The sequence below is a fragment of the Nocardia sp. NPDC003482 genome (assembly GCF_053588115.1).
Genome location: NZ_JBSFPI010000011.1, coordinates 181,590 through 197,235, shown reverse-complemented (window position 1 = coordinate 197,235; position 15,646 = coordinate 181,590). Strand labels below are relative to the sequence as shown.

Here is a 15,646-nt window from a genome sequence, read left to right as displayed (position 1 = left end):
GTCACCGGGTCGCTCACCCGGTGGTGAACGTCTTGCGGCGGAACGAGCGGGCCACGTGCTCGATGAAGGTGCGCGAATCGTCCGCGCTCAGGGCCGCCGCCGACAGCCGCGACCACACCGTCTCGCGGGCGGCGACGGCGGGCTTGTCGTCGATGTAGCGAATGTCGCCCTGGCTCTCCACGATCGCCATGTCCAGATCGCCCGCCGCGCCCGGCGAGGGGACCCGGACCAGGGTGAACCGGTCCTCCATACCCGCGCCCTCGGTGGTCACGGTGAACGGCAGCACCTGGATCAGGATGTTGCTGCGCCGCGACACCGTGATCAGATGCTGGAGCTGGTCGAGCATGACCGTGCGGCCGCCGTACTCGCGGCGCAGGCACGATTCGGACAGGATCGCGCGGAACTGCGGCGGCGCGGGCTTGGTCAGGATCTCCTGGCGGGCCAGCCGGGCGCGCACCGAATCCGCCACGGCCTCATCGCAATCCGCGTCCGCGTGCCCGGTCTCGTGCAGGGCGCGGATGTAGGACTCGCACTGCAACAGGCCCGGCATGATCTCGGCCTCGGTGACCCGCAGCAGGCTGGCGTACGCCTCGAGGTCGACCAGCAGCCGCAGATCCTCGAGATACGCGCGGCGGTGACCGGTGTTCCAGAAGCCGCGCTTGTGATTGTCGCGGCGCAACTCCTCGAGGGTCTCGAGATAGCCCGGATCGGTGAAGCCGAGCTGGGTGGCCAGTCGCTCCAGATCGCCGACCGTGATCGAGCTGGCGCCGTTGACCAGCATCGCGATCCGGCTCTGACTGGTCTCGATGATCTTCGCGGCCTCGCTCTGACTGACGCCCGCGGTGCTGATCATATGTTCGATCTCGCGGCCCAGCAGCAGTTTTCGGGCGGTGCGCAGTCGCGTAGCCATGATGAGCGGCGGGCGGCCGGGTGGCCGATGCGCCTCAACCCCCTTCTGCCCCAACCTCTTTCGCTTGCGTGATAATCACGCTAACATGTATCACGTCCAGAGTATCACAAGTTCAGATGTGCAGCGGGTTGGGCGGGGACCTTCGCGGCGTCTGGTGGGAGGGGAGTCGATATGCCGACTACCACGCGAATGTGTACCGCGCCTTGCCATTTCGGCGATGCGGAGAGCTGTGGCGGGGCCGACGTGCCGCTCACGGATTCGCTCGCGCGCCGGATCCTGTACTCCGAGCACGCCTTCTCCTGCACCCGCTGGTTAGCGGCCGTCGCCTACCTATCGGCCGGACTGGATGACGACTGACGCGCGTCGGGGAGGGTGTCGTGACGGGATTTCACGCCTCGGTCTGGCCGCTCGGCTGGCCGCACGAGGCACCGGAGGAACCGTTGTCGGTGAACGAGGCACATTTGACGATGCAGCGGCATCGCGGGTGCCTGCGGGAGGAGTGCCCGCGCAAGCGGGCGGCGTACCAGACCCTGGTCGAGGCCGGACGGATCCGGCCCGACTCCGGGCGCACGCGCTGAATCAGCCGCGATAGGTCCGCGCGACGAGCGCGGACCGCAGGTACCACAGGCCGCTGGCCTGGGTCGGGTCGAATCCGGTGAGCTGGCCGATGCGCTTGAGCCGGTAGTCGACGGTGTTGGTGTGCACGTGCAGCAGCCGGGCGGTGCGCTGCCGGTTGAGATTGTGCGCGATATGGGTTTGCAGCGTCTCGAGCAGCTCCGGGTGGGCGTCGAGCGGATCGAGCAGCGACCCGAGATACTCCCGCCCGGGGCCGGGACGGGTGAGCTGATACTCCAGCGCGAGATCGTCGAAGCGGTACAGGCCGGGCACCGATTGCAGGCGGCCCACCATGTCGAGCAGTTCGTGGGCCTGGTCCGCGGCGGTCGGGATCGCCTCGGTGTCGGCGGTGACCACGGTCGCGGTGATCGGCACCCGCGCGGCCCGCGAGATCCGGCCGATCAGCTCGTCGAGTTCCTCGTCGCCGATGTGGTCGGCGGGAATGAGCAGCGTACCGCCGTCGACGCTGAGCAGCGACAGCGCGGAATCGCCACAGGCCGTGGCCAATTCGGCCTGCACCCGGCGCAGTTTGCGGCGCGCCACCACCTTCGCGTCCAGCATCGGATTGCCCTCCTCCGGATGCGGCGGCACCGCCAGCGCGAGCACCCGATAGCGCTCGGCGATCTCGATCCCGCACTCGCGGGCCATCGTGGAGGTCGGATGCCCGCCCAGCAGCGCCGAGGTCAGGGTGTGCACGGCGGTGTGGTGCTCGCTGACCACCGCGCGCAGTTCGCGGACGTAGGCCATCGAGACCGCGGAGGTCATGGTGTCGAGCATCTCCACCACGAGTTTGGCTCCGCCGAGCAGACTTTCGTAGTCGGCCAGGCTGAGGGTGAGCATGGTGTCGTGATCGCTCGAGCCCGCCGCGCGATGCCGGTTGGCGGCATTGCTGACCACGAGATCGAAACCGATCTTGAAGCCCTCGTGGATGGCGTGGTGGATGGTGTCGATCGGCACGCCCTCGCGCGCCCACTGCGCCGCGGCCTCGGACAGCCGCTCGGTCTTCTCCGGGATGTCCTTGCCGTCGAGCATGCTCACGGCCAGCTCGAGGCAGATCCGGGTGATCGTCGTGACGTCGCCGTAGATGGCCTCGCCGGGCAGGGTGCCGCAGGGCGCGACGTTCTCGACGAAGTGGCCGACCATCTGCCGCGACAGCGCCCACACATCCTTCAGCGCGGACGACATCGGGCGTCCCGATACCGTCAGGCCCGGCCGGTCCGGGGTGGCAACAGACATCTCGACGCCTTCCTTCGACCCCCGTGTATCCGCCGCCCCCCGTTTACTGCGCTGCCGTATCAACGTAACCGTCCCGAGACCGTCCGGCGGTGGAATTGCCCAACGATGGTGACAGTTCGGTAGTTCCTTCGCGGCCCGATTCGTGCACTTTCACAAACCGATCCGCGCAAACCGGGCACCCGCCCATCCGGACTCGGGCGCGGCGCCGAATCACAGTCCGGAACGGCCGGACCGCTGTTCGTAGCACAGGTTGCCGGAAGGAAGGGATGCACCGATGATTCCGCATTTCATTCAGGATCTGATGGGCGCCGTATCCGATTTCCTCGGTAGGTTGCTCATCGCGTGAGCGCCGCGGCGGCCGGATCCGTGCCGCGGGTCCGGCCGTCAGACCGAACGCAGCGGCGGTCGTCCGCTGCTCGGCCGGTCGTCGTCCTCGGCGGCGAGTTCGTCCGGATCGAGGACCGCGGCCTCGAGGTCGACCTCGGCGTCGTCGATCCGGAATTCCTCTGCGGCGCCGCGGATCTCGGCCATCTCGCTCTCGGTGTAGCGGCCGAGGACCCGCACGGTGCGCTCATCGATGCCGCGGTTGAGGGCCTCGGCGGCGGCGATCATCTTCTGCGCGACGATGTCCTTGTAGGTCGGATCGTCGGCACTCAGCTGCTGCAACATGGTCTGCCACCGGGAGAGCCGACCCAGGTAGGCCAGCCCCGAGTCCTCCTCGAGCGATTCGCGAGCCACGGGCGACTCCTTCTCCTCGGGACCTTTCCCGGTCACCTTAACTCGTCCGGACCGGCATCGGGGCCTGCTGTCAGGACCCGATGGTCGAGCGGACCCAATCGATCACCGCGTTCTGATAGTCCTGGGTGTTGCGGGCGAGGTTCACCGCGTGGCCGCTGCCGGGCAGCACGAACGCCTGCAACCTCGCGGCGGGGGAGAAGTAGGGCGCCTCCTGCGCGCGCAGCGTCGCCGAATCCGCGCAGACCGAGTAGTTCGGTCCGCAGGACAGGCGGTCCCGGCTGCCGTTGACGATGAGGACCGGCGCGGTGATGAAACTCGACATACCGGGCAGGGTGGAGGTCAGCCCGTCCGGATACTCGCTGAGCGAGAACTGCTCCTTGGTCCGCTCGTCCTGCGCGAGCACCGCCGGATCCACATCGGCCGGGTCGTAGAAGTCGTGCATCCGCGTGCCCGGCCGCGACACCAGGTAGCCGGGATCGGTTGTGCGCCCGGCGAACTGGGGATCGTCGACCGCCCGCTGATAGGTCGAGATCACGCCGATGGTCTCGGGGATGTTCAGCGCGTGCGAGTAGCCGGTGAGGATCACCCCGTCCACGTCGTGGTTGGCCGACGCCTCCATGACCGAGGTGCCCGAACTCAGCGAATGCCCGACGGTGATCACCTTCGCGAACGGCGGCGCGCCCGCCAGCCCGGCGCGCAACGACCCCACGATCGCGTGCAGCGCCTGCGCGGTCGCGGTCGCGGTGAGCGACAGGGCCGGGGGCTGGGTGCTGTTGCCGTTGCCGAGCCGGTCGACCACGATCGTGGCCAGGCCCGCCCGGTTCATCGCGCGGCGGAAATTGTATGTCTCCGGGGCGTATTGGAAGTCCCAGTAGGTGCCGTTGTAGTTCGAGCCGGACATCAGCACCAGCACCGTGTCCGCTGCGCCGCCGGACGGCAGGCAGAGGGTGGCCGCGAGCTGTCCCTCGGGCACGGGGAAGGGGAAGGATCGGCAATCCCCTTGCGATGACATGTCATCCGCACCGGCGACCCCCGGTGCCAGACAGAGCAGGGCCGCGACCAGAACCGCCGCGAATGTCCGAACCGAGGTTCGCACGCGATGCGCTCCCTTGGGTGAGATCCGAAAACCGCCTGTCCGACATCCATATTCGGCCATCAGTCACGCAGGCTATAACCCGTGGCGGGCGCCACGCAAGACAGCGACGCGCCTTTCGTCGCGCAATGTTGCGTTTTCGTGAGGTTTGCGGTGGTACAAATCGGACTAGAGTTGTCCTCCGGACACCAAGGGCGAGAACGGGAGTGCTGGACGGTTGCCTTCCAACGCGGATGATTCGGGCACGCGTGCGGTGCATTTCGTCGGGAGCTTCCCCGCGGAGAGCACCGACGACGCGATGCGGGTGATGCTGGACGGGGCGGGTGCGCGCCTGCGCACCCTGCCCACGGGTGAGGTGCGGCGCTTCGAGTTCTACATCCAGCCCATCATCGAAGATCTTCGGGCGCAAGGGGTTCTGGAGGTGAGCTCGCCCGGCGACTGGGAGTCCAGCCGCAGCCGGACCCTGTACCGGGTGCCGCGCGGGACCCGATTGACCGGGGACGCAATGGATCTGGGCTATCTGCGGGAGGCGCGCGAGGCCCTGCCGATCTTCCACAAACTGCGCGAGGTGAGCGGGCACCCGGACCTGCGACTCCAGATCGGCATGCCCACCGACTTCACCCTGGCGTTCATCGCCATGGGCCCGGACGGGGTGCGCCGCCACCGGCGGGCCTTCGCCGACGCCACCGCCCGCGAGATCCGTGCCGTGCGCGAGCTCGCGGGTGACGACGTGGTGTTCCAATTGGAGGCAACCGCCGAATTGCTGCTGCTCGCCAAGACCCATCCGCTGCACCGGCTCACCGACCTCGCGCTGGGCCTCGGCCGGAAGATCGCTGCGCTTGCCGCGGCGGCGCCGGAGGGCACCCGGATCGGCGTGCATTTATGCCTCGGGAGCATGCACAACAAGGCCCGCGCCGCCCCGCGCAACGCCCGGCCGTTGGTGACGCTGGCGAATTCGGTTGCCCGCCATTGGCCTTCGGGCCGCACCCTGGAATTCGTGCACGGCCCCTTGGCGGCGGGCGATATTCCGCCCTCGACCGACCCCGGTTTCTATCGGCCGCTGCGGGATCTGGCGCTGGGTCCCGGAACCGCCTTCTACGCGGGCCTGATCCACGACGAGGTCACCGACGAACAGCAGGTCGACACCCTGCGCGTCGTGGAGCGGGCGCTGGGCCGCCGAGTCGACGGGGTGGCGAGCGCGTGCGGGCTGGGACGTCGGCCGCGCGCGATCGCCGAGGCCATGGTCACCCGGGCCGCGCGGGTGGCCGACGCGCCCTGAACTACGGCTTGCGGCAGATGCCGCCGAGCAGGACCAGCCGGGTCGCGGGCAGGTCGCCGCCCAGGAACTCCTGCAACGGCACGATTCCGGGGTCGAGAATCTCGAAGCCGCGCATCATGTCTCGCACCTCGGCGGTGGAACGGTACTGCACCTGGGAGGGACTGTCCTTGACGTCCTTCGTCGATTGCGCCTGGAAGCGCCCATCGGTCTCGTCGGATCCGTGCGTGAACGCGAAATAGCTGCCGGGGGCGATCACCTCGCGGAAACGGGCGATGATGTCGGCGGGGCGTTCGTCGTCCATGATGAAGTGCAGAACTCCGACCATCAGAATGCCGACGGGTTCGGCGAAATCGATGAGCCCGTCGCGGCGCACCCGTTCGATGATGTCGTCCGGGTCGCGCGCGTCGGCCAGCATGGCGGTCACCCCGTCGGCGCTGCCCAGGAGCGCGTTGGCGTGCGCGAAGACGACCGGATCGAAGTCGATGGATACCACCCGCGCCTCGGGATCGATCTTCTGCGCCACATCGTGCACCGTGGGCTCGGTCGGAATTCCCGCGCCGATGTCGAGGAACTGCCGAATTCCCGCCTCGGCGGCGATTTGCGTGGCGCGCAACAGGAATTGGCGGCTGAACCAGGCCAGCGTCCGGGTATCCGGGGCGATCGCGAGCATGCGTTGCGCGACCGCGCGGTCGGCTTCGTAGTTGTCCTTACCGCCCAACAGATAATCGTAGATTCGCGCCGAGTTCGGCTGCGTGGGGTCGACGCCGTGTGGGGTACGCCTGGACTCCGACACTCGCACCTCCCTCCCTTCCCGACAATCGTACAAGTCGAAATCGGCGTCTCCCGCCGATACCGTAAACCCTTGCGGGACTTGGTTTCCGCGTCAAGTCGAACCGGGAAACGCGCCGGCGGTGACATCGACGCCGTGCAGCACCCAGCGATTGGGCCCGGCCGCCTTGGCGCGGTAGAGCCCGGCGTCGGCGGCGTCCAGCAATCGCTCGGCGTCGGCGTTGGCGACGGGGGTGACGACCGCGCCGATACACGCGGTGACGCGCAGCAGATGGTCGTCGACACCGATCGGATCGGACAGCGCGTTGAGCATCGTCTCCACGATGTGCGCCATCCGCACCGAATCGCACGGCGGCGCGAACAGCACGACGAATTCGTCCCCGCCGATCCGGGCCAGCATGGCCCCGCGGGCGTGCGCGGCCAGCCGCTCGGCCACCGCGGTCAGCAGGCGGTCGCCCACGCCGTGGCCGTAGGTGTCGTTGATCGTCTTGAATCCGTCGAGGTCGATGAAGCCGAGGCCGACGCGGTCGCCGGTGCGGGCCTCGGCGATGATCCGCGACAACGCGTCGACGAGCTGGCGGCGATTGGGCAGTCCGGTCAGCGGATCGTGGCGGGCCTGCCGGTGCAGTTCGGCCTGGAGGGCCCGGCGCTGGGTGGTGTCCTCGCCGACCACGAGCAGATAGGCCGCGCGCCCGCCGGAGGCCGGGACGAGGGTGATCGCCCACGCGGCCCAGCCGCTGCCGCCGTCGGGCAGCAGGTAGCGCAACTCCAGCCGGATGGTGCCCGAGCCGCTGGCCAGCAACTCGCCGTAGACCCGCTCCCGCATGTGGTCGCGGTCGTCGGGATGGACCAATTCGGCCACCGGCCGTCCGCGCAGTCGCTGCCCCGGCAGCCCGAGCATCGCCGAGAGCGCGGGATTGACGTCGACCACCCGGCCGGCGGTGTCGCCGATGCCGATGGCCACCGCGGCGTTGTCGAACATGACCCGGAAGCGGACCTCGGCGGCGTGCCGCGCCTCGGCCATCGCGGTGTGCAACATCTCCTGGTCGTGGGCGCGCGCGGACAGCAGGGTCTCGGTGTAACCACGGGACAGCTCGCCGAAGACGGCGACCATCCGATCGCCGTGCGGCGCAACGATTTCGGTGAGCGGGGTGAGCGCGACGGCGGAACGGGTGAGCACCCGGGGGTCGGTGAGATTGGCGCGGACCAGTGCGGCGCCGACCTCGGCCGCGTCGGCCGGATCGAAGGGTTCGGTGGTGGCGGCGGCGATGATCCGCTCGACCAGTCGAGCCAGCAACCGGTCGAGTTCGCGCATGGACATCGGCACGAAGCCGATGTCGGCGACGGCGATCCGCCAGCGCCGCGCGAGCGCCGTCACCTCGCTTTCACCTGTCACGCAAACCCACCCCCGCCCGGATCCGACCTGCATCAGCGACTCGCGGGAACGGCACGGCGCCGAACCAGAGCACCAGGTTACCGCGCCGGCGGCCGTGTTTCCCGACGGCATGCTTCCGAACGGATCGATTGTCGTCCGTGCGCCAGCGGCCTCGGGGGGCGGGCCCGGCCCGCACATCCGCGGTCGAATTCGCCTGTGTTTCCGGCGATTCCGCCGACGCTACCGGTTGTGCCGGGCGAGCCCGATCGGAACTCCGCTATTACTTGTTGGCTTTGTGATACGCCGCGACCACCTCGGAGGAAATACGACCCCGGGCGGACACATTGTAGCCGTGTTTCTTGGCCCATTCACGGATCGCGGTGGTCTGCTCGCGATCGGCCGCGGTCTTGGGCCGGGCGGTGTTGCTCGACTTCAAGCGGCCGACCTTGCGGGCCTTATCGGTCCAGGGCTCGAGCGCGCCCCGCAGCTTACCCGCATTCAACGTGGACAGATCGATTTCGTACGCGACACCGTCGATGGAGAACTGTACGGTCTCATCCGCTTTGGACTTCCCGTCGTAATCATCGACAAGTGTGACAGTGACCTTCTTGGCCATCGGCGAGTCCCCTTCGCAAAGACACGGACCAACTGGGATTGTGTATACCGTACCGCAACGCTGCCGTCCGGAGGCAATCCATCGCTATTTCGGCGTTTCCGACGACATTGGGGAAAGGCAAAACAATCCGCGTCGAGCACGAATTCCGGGGGCTTGCGCGAGTCCGGGGCGGACATTCCGATAACGGAATCGGCGCGTTCGAACCGGACCGTCACCTTGCACACATAGCGATGTATGCATATGATCTCCAGCAGTTCGGACGAATCGAGGAGGACCACCGAATGGGTGCGGGACACGACCATGCGCACCAGCACGCGCACGCCACGCCGGACAGCGATCGGCGCTGGCTCGCCGGTGCGCTCGCGCTCATCGTGGCGTTCCTGCTCGGGGAGGTGACCGTCGGCATCGTGGCGGGTTCGCTGGCGCTGCTCTCCGACGCCGCGCACATGCTGACCGACGCCGCCTCGATCGCGCTCGCGCTGTGGGCCATCCGGCTGGCGGCCCGCCCGGCCAGCGGCCGGATGACCTTCGGCTGGAAGCGCGTGGAGATCCTCTCGGCCCAGGCCAACGGGCTCACCCTGCTGCTGCTCGCGGTGTGGCTCGGGTACGAGGCGATCCGCCGTCTCATTCATCCGCCGGAGGTCACGGGCGGTCTGGTGCTGACCACCGCGCTCGTCGGGGTCGTGGTGAATGTCGGTGCGACGTGGATGATCTCGCGCGCCAACCGGACCAGTCTCAATGTCGAGGGCGCGTATCAGCACATCCTCAACGACCTGTTCGCGTTCCTCGCGACCGCGGTCGCCGGGGTGGTCATCCTGCTCACCGGCTTCCAGCGGGCCGACGCCCTCGCGACCCTGGTCGTGGTCGTGCTCATGGTGCGGGCGGGCGTGGGCCTGGTCCGCGCGTCGAGCCGCATCTTCCTCGAGGCCGCCCCCGCCGATCTGGATCCCACCGACATCGGCCGCGGCATGGTCGCGCTCGACGACGTGGTCGAGGTGCACGACCTGCACGTCTGGGAGATCACCTCCGGTTCGCCCGCGCTGTCGGCGCACGTGTTGGTCGCGCCGGGCCGGGACTGTCACGCGGTGCGCGAGAACCTCGCCCACTGGCTCGCCGACGAACACCACATCGAACACGCCACCCTCCAGGTGGACCACGCCCAGCCGGAGCTGATCGAGCTCGGCGGTAACGCGGACACCCATTGTGAGGAGGCGCACGGTCCCGTGCATCGCGCCGACCGGTGATTCCGGCGGCCCGCTGTTCGCGCCCGCGACCGCCTGCACGCTGGAACTCGCGGAGGGCCGCGCCTTCGCCAATGATGTTGTGCACCAACGCTATCGGCGGCGCGGTGCCGCGGCCCGCCGTGCGGCGGGCCGCGACCGGCCGGTCAGATCTTGCGGATGACCGTGACGACCTTGCCGAGGATCTGCGCGTCGTTGCCCGGGATCGGTTCGAACAACGGGTTGTGCGGCAGCAGCCACACCTCCTGATCGGTGCGCTTGAACGTCTTCACCGTCGCCTCGCCGTCGATCATGGCCGCCACGATGTCGCCGTTGTCGGCCACGTTCTGCTGCCGCACGACCACCCAGTCGCCGTCGCAGATGGCCGCGTCGACCATCGACTGACCCACGACCTTGAGCAGGAACAGCGAACCCTCGCCGACCAATTCGCGCGGCAGCGGGAACACGTCCTCCACGGCCTGCTCGGCCAGGATCGGACCACCGGCGGCGATCCGGCCCAGCACCGGCACATAGGTCGGCAGGGGCTGCTCGCTCGTCTCGGTGTCGACCGCCGCCAGGCTCGGCACCGGCGCGACCGCGCGCACCGCGGTCTCGTCCAGCCCGCGCACGTCGACCGCGCGCGGGCGGTTGGGGTCGCGGCGCAGATAGCCCTTGCGCTCGAGCGCGCGCAGCTGATGTGCCACCGAGGAGGTGGAGGTGAGCCCCACCGCGTCGCCGATCTCGCGGATGCTGGGCGGGTAGCCCCGCTCGCTCACCGAGGTGCGGATGACCTCCAGCACCTTGCGCTGGCGGACCGTGAGATCCCCTCCGGCGCCGGATGTTTCGGTGCCGTCGGCGTCGGCGACCGGGTCGGCCGTGTCGTCGTGTCCGTCCACCGTTCGTTCGCTCACGGTCGCCGTCCTCCGTTCATCGGGGTACTCGGTCCTCCTCGCGCCGCGCGGGGCGGGCCCGCGGGGTGCTGTTCTTCGGTCTCACCGGATTTCGTGTCTCGACAGTAGTCCGCTCGCGACCAGGTTTCAAACATCTGTTCGACGCATGTCGCGCAAAGCCGTGACTTTGTCGGGGGGCCGTGGTAGAAATCGAACACCAGTTCTTCGAACATACGATCGAACACGCGGTCCTCGGCTCACCACACACAGTCCCGCCCACTCCCTCCTGGAGGTCTGTCCGATGCGCACCCCGATCAGCGAATTCGCCCCCGCCGACGGCGATCTCGGCCTCGACTCCGCGCCGCGCGCCCACCGCCTGCCCGCCCGCGGCGGCCTCGACACCCGCCGCCCGCGACGGCCCCGCCCGGTGAGCGCCCCCGTGCGCTACGAGCGACTCCGCGTGCGTGCCGGCGCGGGCGCGTACGACCGGGGCCACCACCCCATGCGGCGCGTCGAACGCGCCCGCGTGGGCTTCGCGACCCTCGCGGTGACCGCGCTCCTCACCGCCGTCGTGGTGGCCGCCCTCGTCGGCGTGGCCCAACTCCGTTCCCCCGCCGACACTCCCGGCCCCACCACGGTCGTCCAGGTCCAGGAGGGCGAGTCCCTCTCCGAGATAGCCGAGCGCGTGGCCCCCGACGCCCCCGTCCGCGACACGGTCCGAAAGATCGTGGACCTCAACGGCCTCCGCGGCGCCGAGGTGACCACCGGCCGCACCCTCATCGTCCCCGCCCCGCCGCACTGACCCACCGGGCGCTACCGTGGACGCCCATGGGGGACGCATGTCCGATCTGTGACAAGCATCGTGGTCTGGGACGTTTGGTGGGCCCGGTGCTCTTCGCCGACGACCTGGTGGTGGTCACCCACCGCCCGCTCACCGAGGGCAGTCCGGTGCCGGGATACCTGTTCGTCGAAACGAGGCGACACGCACCGACTTTGGCGGACCTGTCCGACGAGGAGGCGGCCGCGGCGGGCTGGGCTGTGCGGCGCGCGGCCGCGGCGCTGCGCGGCGAACTCGCGCCCGAGTACGTGTTCTCGGCGATCACCGGCCGCACGGTCGCGCATTTCCATCAGCACGTCTTCGCCCGCCCGAAAGGCACACCGCCGCAGACGCACTGGTTCGACGTGGACACCTGGGCGGCGGGCCCGCGCGTCGACGAGCGCGGGCTGTCCGAGTTGTGCGCCCGTCTGGCAACGTATTTCGATCCTCGCCCCTGAGGCGATCGACGAGCCCGCTGGCCCCGAGAGCGCCCGAGCTACAGTGGGGCGTCACGGAACTGCGGGTGAGGGATCGACAATTGAGCAGTGCGAGTGGCGCGAGTGAGGATCAGCATTCTCCGGTGCTGATGGCCGATGAGCGGATCGGGTTGAACGACACCGTGGCGGCGACGGTGACCCGGTGGGTGGGATCGATGGTCGCGGTCTACGTGGTGCTGCTCGTCTTCAGTGCCTATGTGGCGCTCGCGGTGTTGTGGGGTCCGCTGCATCGGGTCGACCCCTATCCGTTTCCGTTCCTGCTGTTCTTGAACAATGTCGCCCAGTTGATGCTGTGCCTGATCATCCTGGTCGGTCAGCGGGTGCTGAGTGCGGCGGCGGACCGGCGCTCGGTGCAGACCTACGAGAACACCGAGATGATCTTCCAGCAGGTGGCCGATCTCCAGGCGCATCTGGACCGCCACGATCGGGTGCTCAGCCGGGGCCTGAGTCTGCTGGAGTCGACCCCGCATCCGTGGATCGAACAGCATCACGTGCGGCATCCGCCGCGCGCGGGCGATCAGGCGGTCACCTTCAACGACCGGCTCGCGGCCTGGCTCACCACGCGCCTCGGCAGCGTCTGGGCCTTCTACGTCGCCGCCGGGACGCAGGTCGCCTGGACCGTGCTGGCCACGATCGGGGTGCAGCGCTTCGACGAATATCCGTTCCTGTTCATGACTTTCGTGTCGACGCTGGCCCAGCTGCTGTTCATGATCGTGATCATGGTCGGGCAGGACGTGCTGGGCCGGACCGGCGACCGCCGCTCCGAGCAGACCTTCCTCGACGCGCAGGCCATCCTGCACGAGTGCCGCCGGATGAAACAGCGGCTCGTCGCCCAGGACCGCGTCATCGGCAGCCTCGCCGAATACATCACCGAGCAGGTGACCGAGCGACTCGCGCAGGCGGTGCACGACAACAGCGAGCGGGTGGCGCATCAGGCCCGCGTGCACGAGGCCATGGTCACCGGCGTCGCCCCGCCCGACGCGCACGTGCTGCGGCCCTGGGCGGAACTGCCCGAACGGGAACAGGAGAGCTGCCGCCTCCAGGCCCGCCGCATCGGCGAGAACCTGGCGAGCATCGGCTGTTTCATGGTGCCCGCGTTCGAACCCGAGTCCGGCGTCGACCTCGACGACGACGAGGTGCGGCAGCTGGCCCGCCTCGAATACGACCATTGGATGGCGGACAAGATCGCCGCCCGCTTCGCGAACCTGTCCGAACGCCACGACCTCGACGACGCGGTCCCCCTACCGTGGGACGACCTGCCCGAATCCGCGCGGGTGCCGCATCTGCAAGCGGCGCGGCGCATTCCGGTGGTGGTGGCGCAGGCCAACTTCCAGGTCCTGCGCGGCACCCCCGAGCTGCGGCGGGAGCAGCGCGCGTGACCGGTCAGCGGTCCAGGCTCTCCACCGCGGTCAATCGTTCGGCCACATCCCACAATTCGGCCTCGCGCGCCGGATCGTAGGACTCCTGCGAGGAGGGCGCCACATGATCGCGATCGACATACGATCCGCTCGGCGCCGCGATCGCTCCCGTCACCACGTCGCCGAGATTGCGCCCGGCGGAGGCGAGATCGGTGGCCAGCGGCGTGACGGTCATGGCGGGCAGGAGTCGGCGCATCGCGAAGCGGGACACGGCATCCGCGTTGCGGGCCAGATCGGTGCCGGGCACGAAACCCGGGTTGTAGGCGATCACCTCGATCCCCTCCGGCAGTCGCCGCGCGTATTCGTGCACCAGGTAGATCGCCGCCAGCTTGCTCGTCGAATACGCGGTGCGCCCCGCGGCCGTGCTGTTCGGTTTCGGAAAGGCCCCGGTGCGCGCCAGCACCTCGGGCGCCTGCCACACCGGCGCCGGAACCATGCCGAGATTGTGTCGGAAGTCCCCGAAATGCGTATCGCTCACGGTGATCACCACCCGCGCGGGCGCGGTGAGCCGCCCCTCGAGCAGCCGCAGAAACAGATGATTCGCAAGCACATTCACCGCGAACGTCGCCTCGAACCCGTCCGCGCTCTCGGTCAGCGCGTCCGTGTGCTGAATGCCCGCGTTCCCCACGAACCCACGCAACGGCGGCAGCTCCCCGCCGTCGAGCCGCCGGCCGATCTCGGCGGCCGCCTCCCGGACGCTGGCCATCGATCCGAGATCCACCGCGACGTGCGACACCGCCCGCCCGCCGGCGCTCAGTTCGGCCGCCACCTTCGCGGTGGTGGACTCCCGTCCCGCCACCACCAGATGCGCGTCCGCCGCCCGTTCCAGGATCCGCTCGGCCGCGACCCGCCCGATCCCCCGGCTCGCCCCGGTCATCACAATGCTGAACGCCACCACCGACTCCTTAACGAAGGACGACCACCCGCGACGAGCCTATCCGCCCCAGCCGTTTTCCGATTGTCGAGCAACCACTTCGGTGCCCGCTCACAGCGCGGCGTAGGTGGCGGCGACGAGGTCGTGGGCGCGGCGGTCGCCCGCGAGCCAGTCGCGGCGCAGGTTCGGGGTGAAGGCGAGGGCCACGCGATTCTCCCTGTCGCCCAAGCCGATCGAGCCGCCCGCGCCCGGATGGCCGAAGGCGGTGGAGCGGGCGGGAGCCGGGAGGATGAGGTTCTCGCAGGGGAGCATGTAGCCGAGGGCGAAGGCGCTCTCGAGGAGCAGGACCGCGTCGCGGCCGCGGACGCGTTCCCGAGTGGCCTCGGCGAGGACGGTAGGGGGTAGCAGGGTGCCGTCGACGAGGTCGCGGTAGAAGCGGGCCAGGGCGCGCGCGGTGGTGACGAGGCCGGTGGCGGGCCAGCCCCCGGTCAGCACCTCCGATTTGTTGTAGGAGGCAACGGGATTGGTGGTGGCGCGCAGGACGAGGGAGCCGGGATCCCGGAAGGCGCGGGCCATGGCCGCGACGGTCTCCGGGGCGATCGGACCGGGATCGGTCCACGCCTGTTGATCCGGGGGAGGGGAGGCCAGGCGGGCGGTCCGCTCGGCGATGTCCGGGGACGGCCCGATCCACAGGTCCGCGCCGAGGTGGCGGCGGGTGTAGTCGCCGACCGTGGAACCCGTTCGGCGCCGGACGAATTCGCCGACCAGCCAGCCGAAGGTGAGCCCGTGATAGCCGTGTTCGCTGCCGGGCTCCCACACCGGACGCTGGGCGGCCAGCCGGGCCGCCATGGCCGCCGGATCCGCGGCCTCCGCCGCGCTCACGGGACGGTCGAACGCGGGCAGACCCGCCCGGTGCGTCAGCAGGTCGGCGAGGGTGATCGAATCCTTGTCCGCCGCACCGAACTCCGGCCACCACGTGGTCACCGGTTCGTCCCAGTCCGAACCGGATTCGGCCGCCACCCGCAGCGCCGCCGTCGCGGTCACCGCCTTGGTGCAGGAGAACGTGACCGCGGGCGTATCCCGTTCCCACGCCCGGCCGGTGCGTTCGTCCGCGACCCCGCCCCACAGATCCACGACCGCGCGACCGTTCACGAACACCGCGACGCTCGCCCCGAGATCGCGCCCGTCGGCGAAATCGGCCGCGAACACCTCACGCACCGCACGGAACGCGGGATCGACCCACCCGTTCACCGTCTCGCTCATGGACAAAATTAGAACA

Annotated in this window: 17 protein-coding genes; 7 read left to right on the top strand and 10 right to left on the bottom strand. The window is 69.3% G+C overall.

All coding sequences use genetic code 11. From position 1 onward, the window contains the following. Window positions 1–13 precede the first annotated feature (13 nt). Entirely contained in the window at window positions 14–910 is an 897-nt protein-coding gene (locus tag ACWDSJ_RS19440) for a Scr1 family TA system antitoxin-like transcriptional regulator (protein WP_450033433.1), read from the bottom strand. Between the two features lie 171 nt (window positions 911–1,081). Between ACWDSJ_RS19440 and ACWDSJ_RS19435 the strand changes: the two genes are divergently transcribed. Continuing rightward, window positions 1,082–1,267 (top strand): hypothetical protein, encoded by a 186-nt coding sequence (locus tag ACWDSJ_RS19435; protein ID WP_450033432.1) that lies wholly within the window; start codon window positions 1,082–1,084, stop codon window positions 1,265–1,267. Between the two features lie 20 nt (window positions 1,268–1,287). Further along, window positions 1,288–1,488 carry a hypothetical protein gene (locus ACWDSJ_RS19430; protein ID WP_387356437.1) on the top strand — a complete coding sequence of 67 codons (201 nt, stop codon included), beginning with the start codon at window positions 1,288–1,290 and terminating at the stop codon, window positions 1,486–1,488. 1 nt (window position 1,489) lies between these two features. Here the strand turns inward: ACWDSJ_RS19430 and ACWDSJ_RS19425 are convergent, their stop codons facing one another. The 3 genes from ACWDSJ_RS19425 to ACWDSJ_RS19415 form a co-directional block, all read right to left on the bottom strand. Continuing rightward, a complete protein-coding gene (locus tag ACWDSJ_RS19425; RefSeq protein ID WP_450033431.1) occupies window positions 1,490–2,761 on the bottom strand; it encodes a PucR family transcriptional regulator in 1,272 nt (423 codons plus the stop codon). Between the two features lie 384 nt (window positions 2,762–3,145). Next, the gene (locus tag ACWDSJ_RS19420; RefSeq protein WP_450033430.1) at window positions 3,146–3,499 is read right to left on the bottom strand and encodes a hypothetical protein; all 354 of its coding nucleotides are present in this window, start codon (window positions 3,497–3,499) and stop codon (window positions 3,146–3,148) included. Window positions 3,500–3,569: 70 nt separating this feature from the next. After that, a complete protein-coding gene (locus ACWDSJ_RS19415; RefSeq protein ID WP_450033429.1) occupies window positions 3,570–4,472 on the bottom strand; it encodes an alpha/beta hydrolase in 903 nt (300 codons plus the stop codon). 337 nt (window positions 4,473–4,809) lie between these two features. On the opposite strand from ACWDSJ_RS19415, the gene ACWDSJ_RS19410 reads away from it, so the two are divergent. Then, entirely contained in the window at window positions 4,810–5,871 is a 1,062-nt protein-coding gene (locus tag ACWDSJ_RS19410; protein WP_450033428.1) for a hypothetical protein, read from the top strand. Between the two features lies 1 nt (window position 5,872). On the opposite strand, the gene ACWDSJ_RS19405 is transcribed toward ACWDSJ_RS19410, so the two are convergent. From ACWDSJ_RS19405 to ACWDSJ_RS19395, 3 genes are all read right to left on the bottom strand, one after another. Next, window positions 5,873–6,664 (bottom strand): SAM-dependent methyltransferase, encoded by a 792-nt coding sequence (locus ACWDSJ_RS19405; RefSeq protein WP_450033427.1) that lies wholly within the window; start codon window positions 6,662–6,664, stop codon window positions 5,873–5,875. A 90-nt stretch (window positions 6,665–6,754) separates the two neighbouring features. Further along, entirely contained in the window at window positions 6,755–8,056 is a 1,302-nt protein-coding gene (locus tag ACWDSJ_RS19400; protein ID WP_450033426.1) for a diguanylate cyclase domain-containing protein, read from the bottom strand. A gap of 259 nt (window positions 8,057–8,315) precedes the next feature. Beyond that, entirely contained in the window at window positions 8,316–8,651 is a 336-nt protein-coding gene (locus ACWDSJ_RS19395) for a histone-like nucleoid-structuring protein Lsr2 (protein ID WP_387356452.1), read from the bottom strand. 281 nt (window positions 8,652–8,932) lie between these two features. On the opposite strand from ACWDSJ_RS19395, the gene ACWDSJ_RS19390 reads away from it, so the two are divergent. After that, entirely contained in the window at window positions 8,933–9,895 is a 963-nt protein-coding gene (locus ACWDSJ_RS19390) for a cation diffusion facilitator family transporter (RefSeq protein ID WP_450033425.1), read from the top strand. A gap of 143 nt (window positions 9,896–10,038) precedes the next feature. Here ACWDSJ_RS19390 and lexA read toward each other — a convergent pair whose 3' ends face one another. Further along, window positions 10,039–10,767: a transcriptional repressor LexA gene (lexA, locus tag ACWDSJ_RS19385; RefSeq protein ID WP_387357011.1), complete on the bottom strand. Its 729-nt coding sequence runs from the start codon at window positions 10,765–10,767 to the stop codon at window positions 10,039–10,041. Between the two features lie 295 nt (window positions 10,768–11,062). Between lexA and ACWDSJ_RS19380 the strand changes: the two genes are divergently transcribed. From ACWDSJ_RS19380 to ACWDSJ_RS19370, 3 genes are all read left to right on the top strand, one after another. Further along, the gene (locus ACWDSJ_RS19380) at window positions 11,063–11,563 is read left to right on the top strand and encodes a LysM peptidoglycan-binding domain-containing protein (RefSeq protein ID WP_450033424.1); all 501 of its coding nucleotides are present in this window, start codon (window positions 11,063–11,065) and stop codon (window positions 11,561–11,563) included. Window positions 11,564–11,589: 26 nt separating this feature from the next. Next, window positions 11,590–12,036: an HIT family protein gene (locus ACWDSJ_RS19375; protein ID WP_450033423.1), complete on the top strand. Its 447-nt coding sequence runs from the start codon at window positions 11,590–11,592 to the stop codon at window positions 12,034–12,036. 80 nt (window positions 12,037–12,116) lie between these two features. Then, window positions 12,117–13,454 carry a DUF1003 domain-containing protein gene (locus ACWDSJ_RS19370; RefSeq protein ID WP_387356460.1) on the top strand — a complete coding sequence of 446 codons (1,338 nt, stop codon included), beginning with the start codon at window positions 12,117–12,119 and terminating at the stop codon, window positions 13,452–13,454. Window positions 13,455–13,458: 4 nt separating this feature from the next. Here the strand turns inward: ACWDSJ_RS19370 and ACWDSJ_RS19365 are convergent, their stop codons facing one another. Together ACWDSJ_RS19365 and ACWDSJ_RS19360 are read right to left on the bottom strand one after the other, a co-directional pair. Next, window positions 13,459–14,388, bottom strand: coding sequence for an SDR family NAD(P)-dependent oxidoreductase (locus ACWDSJ_RS19365; protein WP_450033422.1), 930 nt, complete (start codon window positions 14,386–14,388; stop codon window positions 13,459–13,461). A gap of 90 nt (window positions 14,389–14,478) precedes the next feature. Beyond that, window positions 14,479–15,630 carry a serine hydrolase domain-containing protein gene (locus ACWDSJ_RS19360; protein WP_450033421.1) on the bottom strand — a complete coding sequence of 384 codons (1,152 nt, stop codon included), beginning with the start codon at window positions 15,628–15,630 and terminating at the stop codon, window positions 14,479–14,481. Window positions 15,631–15,646: the final 16 nt, after the last annotated feature.

Bases quoted from the DNA above. Each gene is read 5' to 3' on its own strand.
- ACWDSJ_RS19395 (WP_387356452.1), bottom strand. From the start codon at position 8,651: ATGGCCAAGAAGGTCACTGTCACACTTGTCGATGATTACGACGGGAAG.
- ACWDSJ_RS19435 (WP_450033432.1), top strand. From the start codon at position 1,082: ATGCCGACTACCACGCGAATGTGTACCGCGCCTTGCCATTTCGGCGAT.
- ACWDSJ_RS19380 (WP_450033424.1), top strand. From the start codon at position 11,063: ATGCGCACCCCGATCAGCGAATTCGCCCCCGCCGACGGCGATCTCGGC.
- ACWDSJ_RS19425 (WP_450033431.1), bottom strand. From the start codon at position 2,761: ATGTCTGTTGCCACCCCGGACCGGCCGGGCCTGACGGTATCGGGACGC.
- ACWDSJ_RS19440 (WP_450033433.1), bottom strand. From the start codon at position 910: ATGGCTACGCGACTGCGCACCGCCCGAAAACTGCTGCTGGGCCGCGAG.
- ACWDSJ_RS19390 (WP_450033425.1), top strand. From the start codon at position 8,933: ATGGGTGCGGGACACGACCATGCGCACCAGCACGCGCACGCCACGCCG.
- ACWDSJ_RS19375 (WP_450033423.1), top strand. From the start codon at position 11,590: ATGGGGGACGCATGTCCGATCTGTGACAAGCATCGTGGTCTGGGACGT.
- ACWDSJ_RS19360 (WP_450033421.1), bottom strand. From the start codon at position 15,630: ATGAGCGAGACGGTGAACGGGTGGGTCGATCCCGCGTTCCGTGCGGTG.